This is a genomic window from Prauserella cavernicola, assembly GCF_016595675.1.
GTDB classification, from domain to species: domain Bacteria; phylum Actinomycetota; class Actinomycetes; order Mycobacteriales; family Pseudonocardiaceae; genus Prauserella_A; species Prauserella_A cavernicola.
On record NZ_JAENJH010000001.1, the window covers coordinates 678465 to 696153 of the forward strand.

Genomic DNA, 17689 nt, shown 5'->3' on the forward strand with positions numbered 1-17689 from the left:
GGTCATGATCGGCACCCATGACTTCCGGCACGGGTGCGGCGGCGCACGCGTGCGTAACCTGGGCCGATGAGCGAGTCACGCCTGGAGATCTGGACGGCGGCGACCCTGTTCGCGGTGTGCCTGCTGGTCGCCGTTCCTGCGGTGTCGGCCCAGCTCGGCGACGGAGCGGCGGCCGAGGGCCCGGCGTGGCTGTGGTGGGCGTGCTACCTCGGTTTCCTGGCCGTGGTCGTGCTGATCTTCGTCGACTGGAAGCCCGGTCTGCGCCGGCCCGAGTGGCTGCTCACCACGCTCGCACTCTGCGCGGCCGGTGCCGTACTGCTGGCTCCGCGCACCGGTTTCACGCCGGTGCTGCTCGTGTTCGTCACGGCGTTCGCCGCCACGCTCGCTGCCCGCTGGTTCACCGTCGCCATGCTGGTGGTCAACAGCGCGATCGTCGCGCTCGCCGCGATGCTGGTGAACGCGCCGGTCTCCGAGGTGACGCTCAGCGCGTTGATCTACGCGTCGTTGCAGGCCTGCGCGGTGTGGGCGGTGTGGACCCAGCGCCGCGCGGCCGAGACGGGCGAACGGCTCGCCGTGGCCAACACCGAACTGCGCGCGGCCACCGCGCTGCTCGCCGAGTCCAGCAGGGAGACCGAGCGGCTGCGCATCTCGCGTGAACTGCACGACGTCATCGGCCACCAGCTCACCGCTCTGGTGCTGGAGCTGGAGGTGGCCTCCCACCACGAGGGCGACGGGGCGAAAGAGCACGTGCTGCGGGCCCGCGGCCTCGCCAAGGAACTGCTCGGCGACGTGCGCACCGCCGTCGGCGAGCTGCGGTCGCGGCCTGCCCGGCTGTGCGAGACGATCACGGAGATGGTCACCGATCTACCTCGGCCACGGGTGCACGTCACCGTCGCCGAGGATCTCGAGCCCAGTGGCGAGTACACGATCGCGCTCATCCGCTGCGCGCAGGAGGCCGTGACCAACGCGATCCGGCACTCCGGGGCCGAGAACCTGTGGCTGCGGATCGAGCGCACTCCGGCCGGGGAGATCACGCTCAGCGCGGAGGACGACGGCCGCGGCGCGGAACTGCTGCGCGCGGGCAACGGGCTCACCGGCGTGCGGGAACGCATCGAACAGCTCGGCGGCAGGGTCAGCTTCGAGAGCAGGCCGGGATTCCGCATCGACGCGACGGTGCCCGCGCCGTGATCAGGGTGTGCGTCGTCGACGACCAGACCATCGTCCGCCACGGCATCCGCGGCCTGCTGGAGCTCTCCCCCGAGGTGACGGTGGTGGGCGAGGCCGCCGACGGCGACGAGGCGCTCGCCGTCATCGAGCGGACCCCGATCGACGTGCTGTTGCTGGATCTCCGGATGCCGGGCAGGGACGGCATCGCCACACTCACCGAGCTGCGCGCCAGGGGCAGCGCCCTGCCCACACTGGTGCTCACCACCTTCGACGACGACGAGCTCGTCCTGCGGGCGCTGCGCGCGGGCGCGCACGGGTACCTGCTCAAGGACGTCACCCTCGAGCAGCTCATCGGCGCCATCCGCACGCTCGCCGACGGCGGCACCCTGATCCAGCCCGCGCTCACCGAGCGTCTGCTGCGCGCCACGGCGATCCTGCCCGCGCAGGACGACATCGACGACCTGCCGCCGCCGCAGCCGCTGACCCCGCGTGAGCTGGACATCCTGCGGCTGCTGGCGGGCGGCTACGCCAACCGCGAGATCGCGGCCGCGCTGCACCTCGCGGAGGGCACGGTGAAGAACCACGTGTCGAGCCTGCTGATGAAGCTCGGCGTGCGCGATCGCACCCGTGCCGTCCTGCGAGCGTTGCAGCACGGCCTGCTCACCGGCCGGAACCCGGTGTGACGGTGGCCTTCGCACGGCGGCTCCGGCGCCACCACGCCCGGCCGAGCGGGGTCAGCACCGCCAGCACGACCACGGCCCACAGCACGATCGTGATCGACCCGGAGAGCAGGATCGACGGATCGCCCTCGGACAGCGTCAGCGCGCGCCGCAACTGTTCCTCGGCGATCGGGCCGAGGATGAGCCCCACGATCGCTGGCGCCACGGGGATGCCCGCCTCGCGCATGAGCAGACCGAGCAGCCCCAGCGCACACAGGATCAGCAGGTCCACCGTGGTCCCGCCCGCGGCGTAGGCACCGAGGGTCGCGAACACCAGCACGCCCGCATAGATGGCGTAGGACGGGATCGTCAGCAGCTTCGCCCACAGCCGCACCAGCGGCAGGTTGAGCACCAGCAGCATCACGTTGCCGATGTAGAGGCTCGCGATCAGCGTCCACACGAGCGGGCCGGACTCGCTGAACAGCTGCGGGCCCGGCTGCAGACCGTAGGACTGGAACGCCGTGAGGATCACGGCCGCGGTCGCCGACGTCGGCAGCCCGATCGTGAGCAGTGGCACCAGCACGCCCGCGGCGGCCGCGTTGTTGGCCGCTTCCGGGCCCGCGACACCTTCGATGGCGCCCTTGCCGAACTCCTCGGGATGTTTGGTGAGGCGCTTCTCGAGGCTGTAGCTCAGGAACGTCGGCACCTCGGCACCGCCGGCGGGAAGGCTGCCGATCGGGAAGCCCAGCGCCGTGCCCCGCAGCCACGACGGCCAGGAGCGCTTGAAGTCCTTTTTGGACAGGATCGCGCGTTCGCGCAGCGGCTCGATGGTGCTGTGCCCGGTTCCGGTGAGCAGGTGACCGAACGCCTCACTCAGCGCGAAGAGCGCGACCACGACGATCACCACGTCGATGCCGTCGAGCAGTGAGTCGATGCCGAACACCAGCCTCGGCTGGCCGGTCTGCGAGTCGATGCCGATGAGCCCGATGGTCAGGCCCACGAGCAGGCTCGCCCCGCCCTTGAGCAGGCTCGGTCCCAGCAGTGCGCTCACGGTCACGAACGCGACCGCCATGAGCGCGACGTACTCGGGAGGGCCGAAGCTCGTCGCGAAGTCCGACAGCACCGGGGCCACGAACGTCAGCGCGACGGTGCCGATGGTGCCCGCGACGAAGCTGCCGAGCGCGGCCGTCGCCAGTGCCGCGGCCGCCCGGCCCGCGCGGGCCATCTTGTTGCCCTCGAGCGCGGAGATCATCGAGGCGCTCTCGCCGGGAGTGTTCAGCAGGATCGACGTCGTCGAGCCGCCGTACATGCCGCCGTAGTAGATGCCGGCGAACAGGATCAGCGCGCTCGCGGGATCGAGCCGGAACGTGATCGGCAGCAGCAGGGCGACGGTGAGCGCGGGGCCGATGCCCGGCAGCACGCCGACGGCCGTGCCGATGGTGACGCCGACGAGCGCCCACAACAGGTGACCGGGCGTCAGCGCGCCCGCGAAGCCGTCGAGCAGGAGTCCGAACTGGTCCACTCAGAACCCCCAGGGTCCGGTCGGCAGCGTGAGGCCGATCAGCCGGTCGAAAGTCAGGAACACCAGCGCCGAGAGCGCCCAGCCGTAGGCGATCATCTGCGCGGGGCGCGGCGCGCCGAGCAGGATCGCGGTGACGGCGAACAGCGCCGCCGACGACACCACATAGCCGAGCACGGGCAGCAGCACCGCGAAGGCCACGAGCGTGGCGACCATCGCGGCCACCCGCAGCCCGCCATGAGCGGGCCGGGTCTCGCCGGGAGCCGCGTCGCGCAGCTGCAGCCGTGCCCGCACGACGAGTGTGGCGCCGACGGCACCCAGCAGCACGCCGATCGGCAGTGGCACGGCCGCGGGGCCGACGACGCCCGAGGTCTCGGGCAGGCGGACCGCGTCCACCACCACGCACACGGCGGCCACGAGCATGAGCCCGCCGAACGCCGCGGAGGCGAGCACCGTTCTGCGCTCGGGCCTCTCCGGCTCCGCTCCGGTCTGCTCCACCGGTTCCGTCGCGGTCATGTCGCTCACCCCAGTCCGATCTCGTCGAGCACCTGCGACACGCGTTCTTGTTCGGAGCGGACGAACTCCTCGAACTCGGGGCCGGCGAGGGTCGCGTCGCCCCAGCCCCTGCGCTCCAGCGCCTCGCGCCACTCCGGTGTCCTGGTCATGTCCACGAGCAGGCCCTCCAGCGCCTGTTCCTCCTCGTCGGTGATGCCCTTCGGCGCCGCGACCCCGCGCCAGTTCTCCAGCTCGACGTCGAGCCCGCCCTCGATGAGCGTGGGCACGTCGGGCACGGTGGGCAGCCGGTCGGGGCTGGACACCGCCAGCGCGCGCACGGTGCCCGCCTCGATCTGCGGCTGGATCTCGGAGACGCCGGAGATGCCGATGGCGGACCTGCCGGAGAGCAGTGTCGTGAGCGCCTCGCCGCCGCCGGAGTGCGCGACGTAGCTGACCTTCGCCGGGTCGGCGCCGACCGCCTTCGCGAGCAGTCCCGCGAGGATCTGCTCGACGCCACCTGCCGATCCGCCTGCGATGGACACGGCGGGCAGGTCGGCGCGCATCGCCTCGATCAGGTCGGCCGTGGACCGCAGCGGCGAGTCGGCGGGCACGACGATCGCCTGGTAGTCGGTGGTGAGCCGTACCAGCGGGGTGGTGTCGGCCAGCGACTGCTCCGAACCATTGGCCTTGACGGCGCCGACCATGATCAGGCCGGTGGTCATCAACTGGGTGGGATCGTCGCCGAAACGCACGAACTGGCTCAGCCCGATGGTGCCGCCCGCCCCGGCCACGTTGTAGACCTCGGAACGGCCGACCAGTTCCCGCAGCGCGCCCTGCATCTCGCGCGAGGTCTGGTCCCAGCCGCCGCCGGGAGCCGCGGGCGCCATGATGCGCAGCTGCTCGCCGCCGAGCACGTCCTGCGCCGTCGAGCCCGCTCCGGAGTTCGCGGCGGGCGCGGTCGCCACCACAGCGCCGGTGGTCAGCAGCGCCACCGCCCACGGCACCCAGCGCGTCCAGCGGCGTGAGCGCGCCGCTCCGGGTGCGGTGGCTGGCGAGCCTCGTTGCTCCATCGAACGTCCTCCGGTCGCGGATCCGGCCGGACCGGCGTCACACTCTCCGGCCTCGACTCCTCTGGACACGAATGTATACAGTGGTGTGCAGTTGTTGACAAGCCTTGGAGGTTCGATGACGCAGGCCGTACCCCCATCCGGAACCGACGCGCGCGCCGAGACCGTCGACGTCGTCGTGGTCGGCGGCGGCAACGCCGGCTTCAGCGCGGCACACGCGGCGGCCGAACGCGGACGCCGCGTCCTGTTGCTGGAGAAGGGTGCGCGAGGCCAGGAGGGAGGCAACAGCTACTACACGGCCGGCGCGGTCCGGATCGCGCACGACGGCCTCGCCTCCGTGGCCGACCTGCTCGACCCCGACGACCGGCACGCCGTCAGCGACCTGCCCCCGTACCCGGCCGAGCAGTTCCACGCCGACATGGCGAAGGTGACCGGCGGCCGCAACGACGCCGCGCTCACCGAGGTGCTGGTCTCCGAGAGCCAGGACACGCTGCGCTGGCTGCACTCCAAGGGACTGCGCTACCGGCTCATGTACGAGCGCCAGGCCTATCCCGACGCCCAGGGCAGGCAGGTGTTCTGGGGCGGGCTCGCGGTCGGCAACACCGGCGGCGGCAAGGGCCTGATCGCCGACCACACGGCGGCCGCCAAGCGGGCGGGCGTCGAGATCCGCTACGGCGTGCGCGTCCGCGACCTGGTCCGCGTGAACGGGCGCATCACCGGCGTCACGTGGACCGACGACGACGGCGGCAGCGGCACCGTGCGCGCCGAGTCCGTGGTGCTCGCGGCCGGCGGCTTCGAGGCGAACCCCGGCCTGCGGCGCGAACACCTCGGCGAGGGCTGGCAGCGCGCGAAGGTCCGCGGCACCCCGCTCAACACCGGCGACATGCTCACGGCCGCGATCGATGCGGGCGCCGGCACCTTCGGCGACTGGAGCACATGCCATAGCGTCGCGTGGGACGCGTGGTCCCCCGACAACGAGAGCAACCGCGAGCTCACCAACCAGCTCACCCGCGGCGGCTACCCGCTCGGCATCGTCGTGAACAAGCAGGGCCGGCGCTTCGTCGACGAGGGCGCGGACTTCCGCAACTACACCTACGCCGTGTACGGCGCCCGGATCCTCGCCCAGCCCGACGGGCTCGCGTTCCAAGTCTTCGACGCCACCACCCGGCCGACGCTGCGCACCGAGGAGTACGACATGCCCGGCGTCTCGGTGGTCACCGCCGACACGCTGGACGAGCTCGCGGCGGGCATGGGCGTGGACGCCGAGGCGCTCACGCGCACCGTGTCCGAGTTCAACAAGTCGGTCGAACGCGACGTGCCACTGGACATCGCGGTGAAGGACGGCAGGGCCGCCCACGTCGACCCGCCCAAGTCGAACTGGGCCATCCCGCTGGAGGCCGCGCCGTACTACGCCTTCCCGGTCACGTGCGGCATCACGTTCACCTTCGGCGGCCTGCGCGCCGACACCCACGGCCGTGTGCTCGACACCGGCGGCGAGCCCGTGCCGGGACTGTTCGTGTGCGGCGAGATGCTCGGAGGACTGTTCAGCGGCAACTACCCCGGCGGCACCGGCCTGACCTCGGGCGCCGTGTTCGGCCGCCGGGCTGGGACACTGGCCTGAGCACGACCAGAGAGGAACGGACCCGGCGATGACAGTGAGCGGCACCGGTGGGCGGACCGACGCGCAGACCGTGTACGCGCAGTTGCGCGCGGAGATCCTCTCCGGCGCCGTCTCGCCGGGCGACCCGTTGCGCGAGACGGCGCTCGCGAGCCGGTTCGGCGTCTCCCGCACCCCGGTGCGGGAGGCGCTGCGGCGCCTGGAACAGGACCGGCTGCTCGTCGCCGGGTCGCGGGGCATGGAGGTCCGCAGCATCGACCCCGAGGAGGTCGTGCAGATCTACGACATGCGCGTGCTGCTGGAGGCCGAGGCTGCGGGCCAGGCCGCCACGGCCCGCCGCACCACGGATCTGCTCACGCTGGAGGGCCTGCTGGCCCGCGACCGCGAGCTGGCCGAGCCCGACGACGCGACGCGCATGCGCACCAACCTCGAGTTCCACGCCGCGCTGTGGCGGGCCACGCACAACCCGGTGCTGATCGACCTGCTGGAGCGGCTCACCGGCCACCTCGTGCACGCGCCCCGCTCCACCCTCTCCGTCGGAGACCGGTGGGGCGAGGCGCTCGACGAGCACGAGGCGCTGGTCGACGCGGTGCGCGACCGGGACGAGCCCAAGGCCAGGACCATCGCCGCCGATCACATGAACACCGCGCGCGCCATCCGGCTGAGCCTGCTGCGGGAGGCGGCGGGCCGGTCGTGACCGTGCACGCCCCGCCCGCCGCGTGTCCTCACCGGGCGGCGAACACCCGCTCGTCGCTGTAGCGCGCCGACCCGTCCGCGTTGTCGCCCAGGTAGAAGTGCGTCGCCATGGTGCGGTCGCCGACGTCGAGCACCGAGCGCCACAGCGTCCGGATCGGGTAGGCACCGGCGCTACGCGCGTCGAACCCGATCTCCTCGAGCGCGGCGCGAATCGCCGGGCCGGACAGGTCCCCGTCGGCGGCGCGCTTGGCCAGCGAGCGGTACCGGGCGTAGGTCTCCATCGTCTCGTCGTTGTCTTCCGGCAGCGCCGTGCCATCGCGGTGGCGGTGCAGGAAGTGGTTGGTGACGCACAGTGCCGCCGAGTCCGCGTCGATGATGTGCTCGTCGCCGCCGGACCCGCGTTCCCAGACGAACGCGTCGCCCGAGCTGTCGGCGATCAGGTAGTGCAGCGGCACGCCCAGGTCGTAGTGCTTCGCACCGAGCAACGCCCGCCGCGCCTGCTCCGCGGTGGCGCACGTGTCGAGCACGAACCGCGGCAGCTGAGCGGCGCCAAGCCCGACCTGCGGACTCGCGGCCACCGGGGGGTTGGTGTTCTCGGCGTCGGCGATCAACAGAGCCACCGCCACGCCGTGCTCGTTGACGCCCTCCATGCAGGCGTCCAGCTCGTTCATCGTGAGCACGGTGGTGGCGGGACCGTCGTCGGGGACGCTGGTGAGCACGAAGGGCCGCGAGGCCATCGGCACGCCGTTGTCCTCGCCCGGCATCTGACCGCCGAGCATCGCGAACAACGCCTCGGGACTACTGAGGAAGAAGTCGTAGTTGCGGCCGACGAGCCCCCTGCGCTCGTCGGTCATCCACGGCGGCGCGAACGTCACCGAGCAGGCCGAGCCCTCGGGCACGCCGGTGAAGTGGTCCAGGTACACGGCGGCGTCCGGGTCGAGTCCCGCGGCCGAGGCCGCGCCGAGCAGCCGGCCGTGGTGCTGTGGCCAGTGCTCGGCGAACCAGTCGAGCCGGGCACGGGCCCGCCGCGGCTCGGCCGGCACCGGCCGCCAGCCGTAGGTGTCCCGCGCGGCCTCGGCCAGTCCCCTGCCGATGTCGGCCTGGGTGCCGGTGAGCCGCAGCCCGCGGACGGTCATGAAGTCGGACTCGCCGCCGCCTGCGACGATTTCGGTGGTCGTGGTCATCTCTGCTCTCCTTGGTCTGTAACGGGTTCACGCCACATCGGCCAGATTCGAGGGCCGTCGGGCAGGGTCACGGGCTCTCCGGTGCCGCGGAAGCCGTGTCGTTCGTACAGCGGACGACTGCGGGCCGAGCTGGCCTCGAGGTAGACGGGCAGGCCCTGCTCGTCGGCCAGCGCCAGGCGGTCGGCGAGCAATGCCGCGCCGAGCCCCCGGCCCTGCTCGCCCGGCGCGACGCCGAGGAACGGCAGGTACAGGTGCGCCCGCCCGTGCGGGTGCAGCGGGCCCACCAGCTCGGCGAAGTGCCGCAGCCGCGCCAGGTACGGCAGGAACTCGGGTGGCGGCTCGTCCCCGGTGTCCATTCCGGACTCCCCCGCCGCGTGCGGCAACCACACCGCCACCGCGGCGCCACCGCCGGCCACCGCCAGCTCCCCCACCTCTGCCGACCGCGCGACGAACGGCTCGAACAGCCGCGCCGTGGCGGCGGGCCTCGTCGCGTCGTCGGGGAACAGCCAGCGCGACAGCGGGTCGTCCTGGAACGCCGACACGAGCACCGCGACGGCGTCCTTTCGCTCGATCACCATGCGTACAACGTACCCACGGTCTCGCGAGAACAGCCAGCAAAACGGGTGAACATGGGGGTATCCCCTACTGGTGCACTAGTACACTAGCGCCCATGGACACCATGCCGCCGTACCTGCGCATCGCCGCCGCCATCTCGGACCGCATCGCCGACGGCGAGCTGGCGGCGGGCCAGCGCGTGCCCTCGGCCCGCCAGATCATGCGCGACTGGGGCGTCGCGATGGCCACGGCCACGAAGGTGCTGGCGGCCCTGCGACAGGAGGGGCTGGTCGAGGCCAGGACCGGCGTCGGCACCGTCGTGCGCGCCTCGGGCGCCCGGCCGCCGACCGCGCGCCGAAGCGCCGAGGGGACTCTGACCAGGGACCGGCTCGTCGCCACCGGCATCGCCATCGCCGACACCGACGGGCTCGACGCGCTGTCCATGCGGCGGCTCGCGACCGAGCTCGGCGCGGGCGTGATGTCGCTGTACCGGCACGTCTCGGGCAAGGACGAGCTCGTGACGCTGATGCTCAGGTCCGTGTTCGCGGCCAGCGAACTGCCCGCGCGGGGCCCCGAGGGCTGGCGCGCGAAGCTCGAGCTGGTGTGCCAAGCGCAGTGGACGCTCTACCAGCACCACCCGTGGACGGCCGCGGCCGTGTCCATGACCAGGCCGTTGCTGCTGCCAGAAGCCATGGCGCACACCGAGTGGACCCTCGCCGCGCTCGACGGCGTCGGTCTCGGCGACGAGGAACGGCTGCGCGAGGCCGTCTCCCTGCCCGCGTTCGTCCGGGGACTCGCGCTGTCGGTGGCGGCGGAGCGCGAGGCCGAGCGCAGGACCGGGCTCACCAACGACCAGTGGTGGGTGTCGTCGGTCCGGGAGGTGGAGTCCGTGCTGGCCACCGGCCGGTTCCCCCTGCTGGCGGCGACGAGCGCCGGCGTGGCCACGGACCTCGACGCGGTGTTCCGGCAGGGACTCGCGCGCCATCTCGACGGGCTGGCCGCGAGAGTCGCGGGGCGCGAATCTCCGTAGTCGCGTACGTAGCCTCCCCGATGCGATCCGGCCGGATCTGGCGCACTCTGAATCTCGACCGATTCCCGGTACGGAGAAGCTCATGCCCATCGACTCGCATCCGCAGCCCTGCCCCCAGTGCCAGCGCCCGACGGTGCTGATGTCCCATCGCTGGGGCCGCCAATGGGTCCACGTCGGCACGTGGCGCCCCCGGTGCGGCGCCCCGACGTGGGCAGGCCGCAGGCACAGCCGAGCCGGTAGCCGCGCGACCCCGAGCGCGGCCTGAGGGCGGCGGCCTCTCCAGCTTGGCCGCGCGTGCGGAAGTCCCCCGCCCGCACGACGCGGCCCGAGCGCGACGGGGCGCCGGCGAGTTTCCCCGCCTCCCGGTGCCCCGTCGCGCTCCGCCACCTCCCGGCCCCCGGATCGGACTACACTGCCGGGCGTGGCTGCGCCGATGTTGCTGCGCGGTTCCTCGGGCAACCTGCCCGCGGATCTCACGTCCTTCGTCGGCAGGCGACGGGACCGCGCCGACGTCAAACGACTGCTCTCCGGAAGCAGGCTCGTCACGCTCACCGGTCCCGGCGGTGTGGGCAAGACCCGGCTGAGCCTGCGCGCCGGCGCCGACGTGCGCCGCGCCTTCCCCGATGGCGTGTGGTTCGTCGAGCTGGCCTCGGTGACCAGTCCCGCGCTGCTCGCCCACACGGTCGCCACCACGCTCGGCCTGCGCACCCAGTCGCACTCGGCGATCGTCGCGACACTCGTCGAGCACCTCGCGGACCGCAGCGCCCTGCTCGTCTTCGACAACTGCGAACACGTGGTGAGCGCGTGCGCGACCCTGCTCGACGAGCTGCTGCGCGCGTGTCCGCACCTGCACGTGCTCGTGACCAGCAGGGAGCCGCTCGGCCTTTTCGGCGAGACGATCCGGCAGGTCGGGCCCCTGCCCGTACCCCCGGCCGCCGGGCCGGACCGCGCCAACCTCATCGGCTACGAGTCCGTCGCGCTGTTCGTCGACCGCGCCCGGTCCGTCGTTCCCGGGTTCCGGCTCACGAGCGGCAACCGCGACGCGGTGGCCGAGATCGTCCGCGGGCTCGACGGCATCCCGCTCGCACTCGAACTGGCCGCCGTGCGCCTGCGGGCACTCTCGCCCGCTCAGCTGCTCGACCGGCTCACCGACCGGTTCGCGCTGCTCAACTCCGGCAATCGCACGGCGCCCGACCGCCAGCGCACGTTGCGCGGTTGCGTCGAGTGGAGCTACGACCTGTGCACGCCGGGTGAGCAGGCGCTGTGGGCGGGCGCGTCGGTGTTCTCCGGGGGTTTCGAGCTCGACGCGATCGAGGCGGTGTGCCCAGGGACCGGCAGGCCGGGGCTGCTGCTGGACACGCTGCTCTCGCTCGTGGACAAGTCCATCCTCGTGTCCGAGGACATCGGCGGCGTGATGCGGTACCGGATGCTCGAGGCGATCGCGCAGTACGGCCTCGAGCGGCTGCGCGCCACGGGCGAGCTCCCCGCGGCCCGGGTGCGGCACCGCGACTTCTACGCGCGGCTCGCGGGCATGTCGGAGTCGGAGTGGACGGGCACGGCGCAGCGCGAGTGGATGGAGCGTCTGCGTCGCGACCACGCCAACTTCGAGGCCGCGCTCGAGTTCTGCGCCACCGAGCCCGGCGAGCAGGAGCCGGGCGTGCTCATCGCCGGCGGGCTGCGGGAGCACTGGATGCGCTCCGGCGCGCTCGACGAGGGCAGGCTCTGGCTCGACACGCTGCTGAGCCGCGGCGGGTACTCCGCCGAGACCACGGCACGGGGGCTCTACGCCGCGGCGTGGCTGGGGATCGTGCAGGCCGACCTCGCCTACGCGCGGCCACTCATCGACCGGGGCCGCGAGGTGTCGGTCGAGCTGGGCGACGTGGCGCGCGCGCAGTTCGACAACCTCACCGGGATGAGCCAGCTGCTCACGGGCGACGTTCGCTCGGCGATCAAGAACACCGCGCACGCCCTCGCGGTGTTCGAGGGTGCCCACGCCGTCAACCAGGAGATCAGCGCGTTGATCTCGCTGCAGATGGCCTACGGCGCGGCTGGCGACACCACCAGCGCGCTGCGCAGGCACGCCGACTGCGTGCGCCGCTGCGAGCAGATCGGCGATCACTGGTTCCGCTCCTACAGCCTCTGGCACGCGGGCGTGATGCACTGGCAGCGCGGCGACTCACAGCGCGCGATCACCACGCTGCGCGACGCGCTGCGGCTCAAACGGGAGCTCGCCGACCGGCTCGGAGCCGCCCTGTGCATCGAGGGGATCGCGTGGGCGACCACGAGCCGCGACCCCCGGCGCGGGGCGGTGCTGCTGGGTATCGCCGGGGTCCGGTTCGACGCACTGGGCACTGAGGCGAACACCTTGCCGTGGGTGACGCGGCCCCATGCCGAGTGCGAACAGGAGCTGCGCGGCACACTCGGTGAGCACCAGGTCCGGCGCGCCAAGGCCAGGGGCGCGCGGTTCGGCCTCGCCGACGGCGTCGAGTACGCGCTCGAGGAGCAATCCGGCACCGCGCGGCGCGACGGCGCGGTACCGAGCGGGCTGACCAGACGAGAGCGCGAGGTGGCCGGACTGGTCGCGCAGGGGCTGTCGAACAAGGCGATCGCGAGCACGCTCGTTATCTCGCAGCGCACGGCCGAGACCCATGTGGAGAACATCCTGACGAAGCTGGGTTTCACCTCGCGCACCCAGATCGCCGCGTGGCTCGCGCGTGAGCCCGGCTGAGCCGCACCGTCCACTGTGGCTGATTCGGGGCCCGCCGGACGCCTCCGGCCCGCCCGCCGACACGCCGGTGCTCGATCGTCCCTCAGATGCCGTCCGAACGGACACCGCCACCGCCGGCCAGGTCGCCGGCACCGTGGTGCGCCTCCCACCGAGCAGGCACTCCCCTCCGGCCGAGGTCCGGTGAGGCCGAGCCGGCGGCGAACGAATCCCCAGGTGAGAGACGTGTGTGAACAGCGGATCACGGCCGTGAAGACCGCTGGTGAACAGCCTCGCGACGTTGTCCACAGAGGATCTGAGGCCACCCCGGACCGGTCCAGACAACAGCCCCGCCGGGCCGGGGCTCGCTCAGATGAGCGCAATCCGTGGCTAGGTCGCTCGAATGTGCCCGGGTAGTTGATCGTTTGCTAAAGTCCGCCACAGAGAGGTTCGAGGCGACATCATCGGAAAGGCGGCCTCCAGCGACGTGTCGGAACGGTTCGAATTCGTGCTGGGCAGTGTGGAGGCGAGCGTCGTGGGGCAGGCGCTGGGCGTTGACGTGCGCCGTTTCCCGCTGCGGATCCGCAACACCACCACCGACCCCGTACGGCTCGTGAAGCTCGCGAAGATCGTCACCGGGGAGCTCGCCAAGCGCAGGCTCGTCGTCGGCAACACGCTTCACAGCCATCTGCACACCACGTTCGGGTTGCTCGGCGACCACCGCGTGTCGGTGGCGATCACCGGCATCGACGGGCTCGGGGCCGACATCGCCGTGCTGGCGGTCACCGACGGCTCGAGAGCGCTGGGAATCACCCAGCGCGATGACGAGTTGTTCTTCTCCGTGTTCTCCGACGACGAGCTCGTGGACGTCCTGGCGGGCGTCCTGCCGCCGGCGCAGCCCGCGCCCGGTGGCCCGGCCACCGTCCGCAGCAGCGTCACCGAGCACCGCTCGGCGCTGGCGGCACGCCGGGCGGCGGAGCGCGAGCACGACGAGGAGGAGACCGACGCGTTCGGCAACATCAGCATCGTCGGCATGGCCGAGCCTCCGCCCGAGCGCAACCGCCGTGGAACCGAGAGCGACGAGCGCAAGCTGCGCCGCGTGCTGGAGGGCGAGCGGCACGGCGGCGGGCAGATCTCCGTCACCGGCCGGGGCGATCGGGGCACCCCCCAGTCGCTGAGCTGGCTGGACGCCGAGCAAGGCAGATACCTGATCCACACCACCGACGGGGACGGCGAGTTCGTCGCCCGTTACGAACCCGCAGGCTACAACGATGTGGTTCGCGCCATTCGAGACGCGGTCTCCCGCGCCTACTGACCCGGAGCAAGCATGAGCGAAGACGACACCCAGCAGCTGCTGCAACAGAGGACGACGTTCACTTCGGCCTCGGCGGTGTCCGCCCAGGCCAAGGCGGTCAGTCGCTCGCTCAGCGGCATGGAGCTCAAGCAGCTCGCCCAACGCGGCGGCTTCGCGATCGACGAGAACACCGGCGACCGCATGATCAGCGCTCTCGAGGACATGCTCGACGCGCTCGAGGCGCGGTGGTCGGAGCTGGAGAAGCTGGGCAAGGCTCCTCCGCTCAGCACCACCTCGACGGCGCAGTGGGTCTCCCAGCACACGGTGCAGACCGCCTCCGACGACCGCGGACTGCTCACCCAGCTCCAGAACGCCCGCACCGAGCTGCCCCAGTACATCGACGCCATCCGCGAGGCCAAGCGTCGCTACTCGGACACCGAGTCGGGCACGCAGTCCACGCTCGACGGTTTCAAGCCCGGTCTGACCGACTCCTGATCACCAGCCTCTCCGCCCGCCGGGCGAGATCGGAATGAGGTACCACTTCCGTGTCCAAGTCAGCCGAGTCCGCCGCCGCGGTGTCCGACCCCGCCAGCGAGGACTACGACCCGAACAGCCCGCACTACGACGTCACCATCGACTCGTCGTCGCCGTTCTACGTCGGCGCGATCGACGAGGACGACGCGCGCTCGGGTGACGACATCCGCGCCGAGATCGTCCAGGAGGTCGAGGACGACCCGCTGGCGAATGCCCTCTCCGACAAGGAGAAGGACAAGGAGATCCAGAGCCGCTACGCCGATGCCATCGCCGACAACCAGCAGGGACTCGACGAGGGTCTCGAGCTGCGGCAGGCGGGCGAGCGGCCCTCGACGGTGTGGGACAACGCGACCCACGAGCAGATGGTCGAGGTGCTCAGCAGCGACGCCGACTCGTCCGCGATCGCCGAGACCTCCGAGGAGTGGGTGCAGCTCGGCAACGACCTCACCCTGCACCAGCGCGCCGTCGCCGAGGCGATCGACGACAGCATGGGCAACTGGACCGGTGAGGGCGGCAACGCCGCCAGGGAACACCTGGCCGGGGTGGCCAAGTGGCTCGGCTCGACGGCGCAGGGCGCCGTGCTCACCGGACGCCAGCAGCAGATCCACTCGCAGACGCTCAACGAGTCGCAGAAGCAGATGGCCGCGAACCCGCCGGTCGAGTTCTCGGTGCAGGAGGCCAACGCGTCCCTGATGCAGATGACCAACCCGGTGCAGTACGCGATGGCCGCCACGGTCGCGATGCGGACCATGCAGGAGCAGAAGGCCGCCCGCGAGCAGGCCGCGCGGATCATGACCCAGTTCGACGACACGGTGGGCACCGCGGTCGACATGCCCCTGTTCTCGCCGCCGCCGAAGCTGGCGTCGGCCACCGCCACGCCCCAGTTGCAGGGCACGCCCATGGGCGGCGGCGCCGGAGGCCAGGGCGACGTGCAGCAGCCGACCCCGTTCAATGTCGCGAGCAGGCCCGGCGCTGACGGCGCGACCGACCAGCTCGGTGGCCCCGACGGCATGGGCGGCCCCGGCGGGCTCGGCGAGGATGGCCAGTTCAACCAGTTCGGCGAAGGTGGCGAGTTCGGTGGTGGCGGCCCTGGCGGCCAGGGACTGCCGCCAGGCGTCGACGCCCAGGGCAACCCGCTGAACATGCCGGAGATGCCGGGAGCCGACGGCCAGGGCCTGCCGCCCGGAAGCATCCCCCCGGGCGGGATGCCACCCGGAGGAATGCCACCCGGAGGAATGCCTCCCGGCGGTATCCCCGGCGGAGGGCTGCCCGGCGGCGGCAACTTCACCGACCAGACCCACCAGTCGAGCACGCCGACGATGCCGACTCCGCCCCCGCTCAAGGTTCCGGACGGGCCGGGCGGCTACAACCCCGGCGGGTTCAACCCCGGCAACCCGGGAAACATCGGCAACAACCCGGGCAACATGCCGAACTTCCCCGGCAGCACCACCCCGACCGGCTACAAGCCGCCGGACCCGAGCAAGTTCGACCCCGGCAAGTTCGACCCGGGCAAGACTCCCGGGTACAACAAGCCGTCGACGATCGGCTGGAACGGCGGGGTCAACGGCGACGGCATCTCCAACAGGCTCGGCGGCCTCGACGGCGGTGGCGGCAAGGGCTCGGGTGCGCTGCCGAAGTTCGGTGGCGGCGGAGGCGTCGGCGCGGCCGGAGTCGGTGGACTGGGCGCGGGCCTCGGCGGCGGCGGTGCCGCGGGCGGCGGCGCCGGAGCAGGCGGTCCGCAGACTCCTGGTCAGGTGTCGGGCGCGGCCAAGGGCCTGGCCGGCGGCGGTGCCGCCGGTGCCGGCCCCGCGGGCGCGGGCGCCGGTGCGGCGGGCGCGGGAGCGCGCGGCATGGCCGGTGGCATGGGCATGGGCGGCATGGGCGGCGGTGGCGCCGGTCGCCAGAAGGAAGAGGACAAGGAGCACCGCGTGGCTGCTTACCTCGAGTCCGAGGAGAACATCTTCGCGGGCGAGAACGCCATTGCCCCGCCCGTCATCGGCGACTGGAAGGCCAACAAGGACAACAGCTGGCAGTGAGCCGATCCGGCGCCGCCCTTCCCGGGGCGGCGCCGGTTCGTCATCGTGGCAACGGGTGCTCGGCGGCCAGCTCGCCGGGCGCCGACAGCCGCCAGGCCTCGTACATCAGTTCCCCCAGCTCGTCGGCGTCGACCCCGTTCAGGTAGACGACCACCCAGCCGAAGCCACCCGCGGTGAACTGGACCTCGAACACGTCCGGCCGCTCGGAGACCAGCGCGATCTGCTCCGACAGCGTCTGCTTGAGCCCCACGGTCTTCGTGCGCGGCCAGTAGTAGCCGAACCGTTTGCCGCGAACGCTGAACGACGTGTAGTCCCTCGCCTTCGCCCGCTCCACCTCGGCGAGGCCGTCCACCATTCGCAAGAAGTCACCACTGGGCACACCCATGAGTGCCATTCTCGCGCACCCCACCGACAGTTCCGGCGGTCGCGTAGACTCGCGCCGGGTTCGATGCGACCCGCCGCCCGCGCCGGAATCCGGCATGGTGAACGCATCGGGACAGGTGCCACCCGTCGTCCGACACGGTGCCCTGCCGGCAACGCGGGCAGCTGGACGACACGGCACCGGGACCCACGGGTGTATCGCATGAACGTCACCATCACCGACGCCAAGCTGGCCGCGCGCGTGCTGCGCTCGGACCTCGCTCGCGACGGCGTCGCCATCTCCCACAGCGCCGCGCTCGAACTCGTGGCGCACCAGCTCGGGCACCGGGACTGGAACACGGCCTCGGCCGCGCTCGCGGACTCGCGCGGGCTGCGGGGCGCCGTGCCGGTGCTGCGCGTTCAGGACGAGCGGCTCGCGCGCGAGTTCTACGTCGACCACCTCGGCTTCAGGGTGGAGTGGGAGCACCGGTTCGAACCAGGGCTGCCTCTCTACACCAGGGTGTCGCGCGACGAGACGGTGCTCGACCTCTCCGAGCACCACGGCGACGGAACGCCCGGATCCGTGGTCTGGGTTCCGGTCGGCGACGTCCGCGCGCTGCACCGCGAGCTCACCGCGCGCCGGCATCCCCGGCTGCGCCCCGGAGTCGACCACGACGCTCCCGGCGGTCCGACCCTCGAGGTCATCGACCCGTTCGGCAACGTGCTCCGGTTCTGCGAGACGAGCGACTGAGCTCGCGTTCGGACCCGGAA

The 17689-nt window shown here is 72.1% G+C and carries 16 protein-coding genes; 10 read left to right on the forward strand and 6 right to left on the reverse strand.

The annotated features are described in order from the left end of the window. The first annotated feature begins 66 nt into the window (after positions 1–66). Positions 67–1188: a sensor histidine kinase gene (locus JHE00_RS03265; RefSeq protein WP_200314561.1), complete on the forward strand. Its 1122-nt coding sequence runs from the start codon at positions 67–69 to the stop codon at positions 1186–1188. Next, a complete protein-coding gene (locus JHE00_RS03270) occupies positions 1185–1850 on the forward strand; it encodes a response regulator (protein ID WP_200314563.1) in 666 nt (221 codons plus the stop codon). Before JHE00_RS03265 ends, JHE00_RS03270 begins: the two co-directional genes overlap by 4 nt. Here JHE00_RS03270 and JHE00_RS03275 read toward each other — a convergent pair. Genes JHE00_RS03275 through JHE00_RS03285 form a run of 3 tightly spaced genes read right to left on the reverse strand, consistent with a single transcriptional unit; the run spans position 1828 to position 4910 of the window. Then, positions 1828–3348 carry a tripartite tricarboxylate transporter permease gene (locus tag JHE00_RS03275; RefSeq protein ID WP_200314565.1) on the reverse strand — a complete coding sequence of 507 codons (1521 nt, stop codon included), beginning with the start codon at positions 3346–3348 and terminating at the stop codon, positions 1828–1830. The two genes, JHE00_RS03270 and JHE00_RS03275, sit on opposite strands and share 23 nt — an antisense overlap. Then, on the reverse strand, positions 3349–3861 hold the full coding sequence (locus JHE00_RS03280) for a tripartite tricarboxylate transporter TctB family protein (protein ID WP_200314567.1): 513 nt from the start codon (positions 3859–3861) through the stop codon (positions 3349–3351). A gap of 5 nt (positions 3862–3866) precedes the next feature. After that, positions 3867–4910 carry a Bug family tripartite tricarboxylate transporter substrate binding protein gene (locus JHE00_RS03285; RefSeq protein ID WP_200314569.1) on the reverse strand — a complete coding sequence of 348 codons (1044 nt, stop codon included), beginning with the start codon at positions 4908–4910 and terminating at the stop codon, positions 3867–3869. 115 nt (positions 4911–5025) lie between these two features. On the opposite strand from JHE00_RS03285, the gene tcuA reads away from it, so the two are divergent. Both tcuA and JHE00_RS03295 read left to right on the forward strand, forming a co-directional pair. Beyond that, on the forward strand, positions 5026–6528 hold the full coding sequence (tcuA, locus tag JHE00_RS03290) for an FAD-dependent tricarballylate dehydrogenase TcuA (protein ID WP_200314571.1): 1503 nt from the start codon (positions 5026–5028) through the stop codon (positions 6526–6528). Between the two features lie 28 nt (positions 6529–6556). Continuing rightward, the gene (locus JHE00_RS03295; RefSeq protein WP_200314573.1) at positions 6557–7222 is read left to right on the forward strand and encodes a GntR family transcriptional regulator; all 666 of its coding nucleotides are present in this window, start codon (positions 6557–6559) and stop codon (positions 7220–7222) included. Positions 7223–7250: 28 nt separating this feature from the next. Here the strand turns inward: JHE00_RS03295 and JHE00_RS03300 are convergent, their stop codons facing one another. Next, positions 7251–8405 carry a C45 family peptidase gene (locus JHE00_RS03300; RefSeq protein WP_200314575.1) on the reverse strand — a complete coding sequence of 385 codons (1155 nt, stop codon included), beginning with the start codon at positions 8403–8405 and terminating at the stop codon, positions 7251–7253. Continuing rightward, entirely contained in the window at positions 8402–8983 is a 582-nt protein-coding gene (locus JHE00_RS03305) for a GNAT family N-acetyltransferase (protein ID WP_200314577.1), read from the reverse strand. The genes JHE00_RS03300 and JHE00_RS03305 overlap by 4 nt, the downstream gene beginning before the upstream one ends. Positions 8984–9075: 92 nt before the next feature. Here JHE00_RS03305 and JHE00_RS03310 point away from each other — a divergent pair, with 92 nt between their 5' ends. The 5 genes from JHE00_RS03310 to JHE00_RS03330 all read left to right on the forward strand — a co-directional run bounded on the left by JHE00_RS03310 (position 9076) and on the right by JHE00_RS03330 (position 16558). Beyond that, positions 9076–9990: a TetR/AcrR family transcriptional regulator C-terminal domain-containing protein gene (locus JHE00_RS03310; protein WP_200314579.1), complete on the forward strand. Its 915-nt coding sequence runs from the start codon at positions 9076–9078 to the stop codon at positions 9988–9990. Positions 9991–10411: 421 nt separating this feature from the next. Further along, the gene (locus JHE00_RS03315; protein WP_200314581.1) at positions 10412–12718 is read left to right on the forward strand and encodes an ATP-binding protein; all 2307 of its coding nucleotides are present in this window, start codon (positions 10412–10414) and stop codon (positions 12716–12718) included. A gap of 463 nt (positions 12719–13181) precedes the next feature. Next, entirely contained in the window at positions 13182–14009 is an 828-nt protein-coding gene (locus JHE00_RS03320) for an ESX secretion-associated protein EspG (RefSeq protein ID WP_200314583.1), read from the forward strand. Between the two features lie 12 nt (positions 14010–14021). Beyond that, complete coding sequence (locus JHE00_RS03325; RefSeq protein WP_307831795.1) at positions 14022–14483, forward strand: hypothetical protein; 462 nt, start codon at positions 14022–14024, stop codon at positions 14481–14483. 50 nt (positions 14484–14533) lie between these two features. Further along, complete coding sequence (locus JHE00_RS03330; protein WP_200314585.1) at positions 14534–16558, forward strand: hypothetical protein; 2025 nt, start codon at positions 14534–14536, stop codon at positions 16556–16558. Between the two features lie 40 nt (positions 16559–16598). On the opposite strand, the gene JHE00_RS03335 is transcribed toward JHE00_RS03330, so the two are convergent. Then, complete coding sequence (locus JHE00_RS03335; RefSeq protein ID WP_200314587.1) at positions 16599–16943, reverse strand: MmcQ/YjbR family DNA-binding protein; 345 nt, start codon at positions 16941–16943, stop codon at positions 16599–16601. A gap of 198 nt (positions 16944–17141) precedes the next feature. Between JHE00_RS03335 and JHE00_RS03340 the strand changes: the two genes are divergently transcribed. Further along, the gene (locus tag JHE00_RS03340) at positions 17142–17669 is read left to right on the forward strand and encodes a glyoxalase superfamily protein (protein ID WP_200314589.1); all 528 of its coding nucleotides are present in this window, start codon (positions 17142–17144) and stop codon (positions 17667–17669) included. Positions 17670–17689 lie beyond the last annotated feature (20 nt).

Bases quoted from the DNA above. Each gene is read 5' to 3' on its own strand.
- JHE00_RS03265 (WP_200314561.1), top strand. From the start codon at position 67: ATGAGCGAGTCACGCCTGGAGATCTGGACGGCGGCGACCCTGTTCGCG.
- JHE00_RS03280 (WP_200314567.1), bottom strand. From the start codon at position 3,861: ATGACCGCGACGGAACCGGTGGAGCAGACCGGAGCGGAGCCGGAGAGG.
- JHE00_RS03285 (WP_200314569.1), bottom strand. From the start codon at position 4,910: ATGGAGCAACGAGGCTCGCCAGCCACCGCACCCGGAGCGGCGCGCTCA.
- tcuA (WP_200314571.1), top strand. From the start codon at position 5,026: ATGACGCAGGCCGTACCCCCATCCGGAACCGACGCGCGCGCCGAGACC.
- JHE00_RS03295 (WP_200314573.1), top strand. From the start codon at position 6,557: ATGACAGTGAGCGGCACCGGTGGGCGGACCGACGCGCAGACCGTGTAC.
- JHE00_RS03300 (WP_200314575.1), bottom strand. From the start codon at position 8,405: ATGACCACGACCACCGAAATCGTCGCAGGCGGCGGCGAGTCCGACTTC.
- JHE00_RS03305 (WP_200314577.1), bottom strand. From the start codon at position 8,983: ATGGTGATCGAGCGAAAGGACGCCGTCGCGGTGCTCGTGTCGGCGTTC.
- JHE00_RS03310 (WP_200314579.1), top strand. From the start codon at position 9,076: ATGGACACCATGCCGCCGTACCTGCGCATCGCCGCCGCCATCTCGGAC.
- JHE00_RS03325 (WP_307831795.1), top strand. From the start codon at position 14,022: ATGAGCGAAGACGACACCCAGCAGCTGCTGCAACAGAGGACGACGTTC.
- JHE00_RS03335 (WP_200314587.1), bottom strand. From the start codon at position 16,943: ATGGGTGTGCCCAGTGGTGACTTCTTGCGAATGGTGGACGGCCTCGCC.
- JHE00_RS03340 (WP_200314589.1), top strand. From the start codon at position 17,142: ATGAACGTCACCATCACCGACGCCAAGCTGGCCGCGCGCGTGCTGCGC.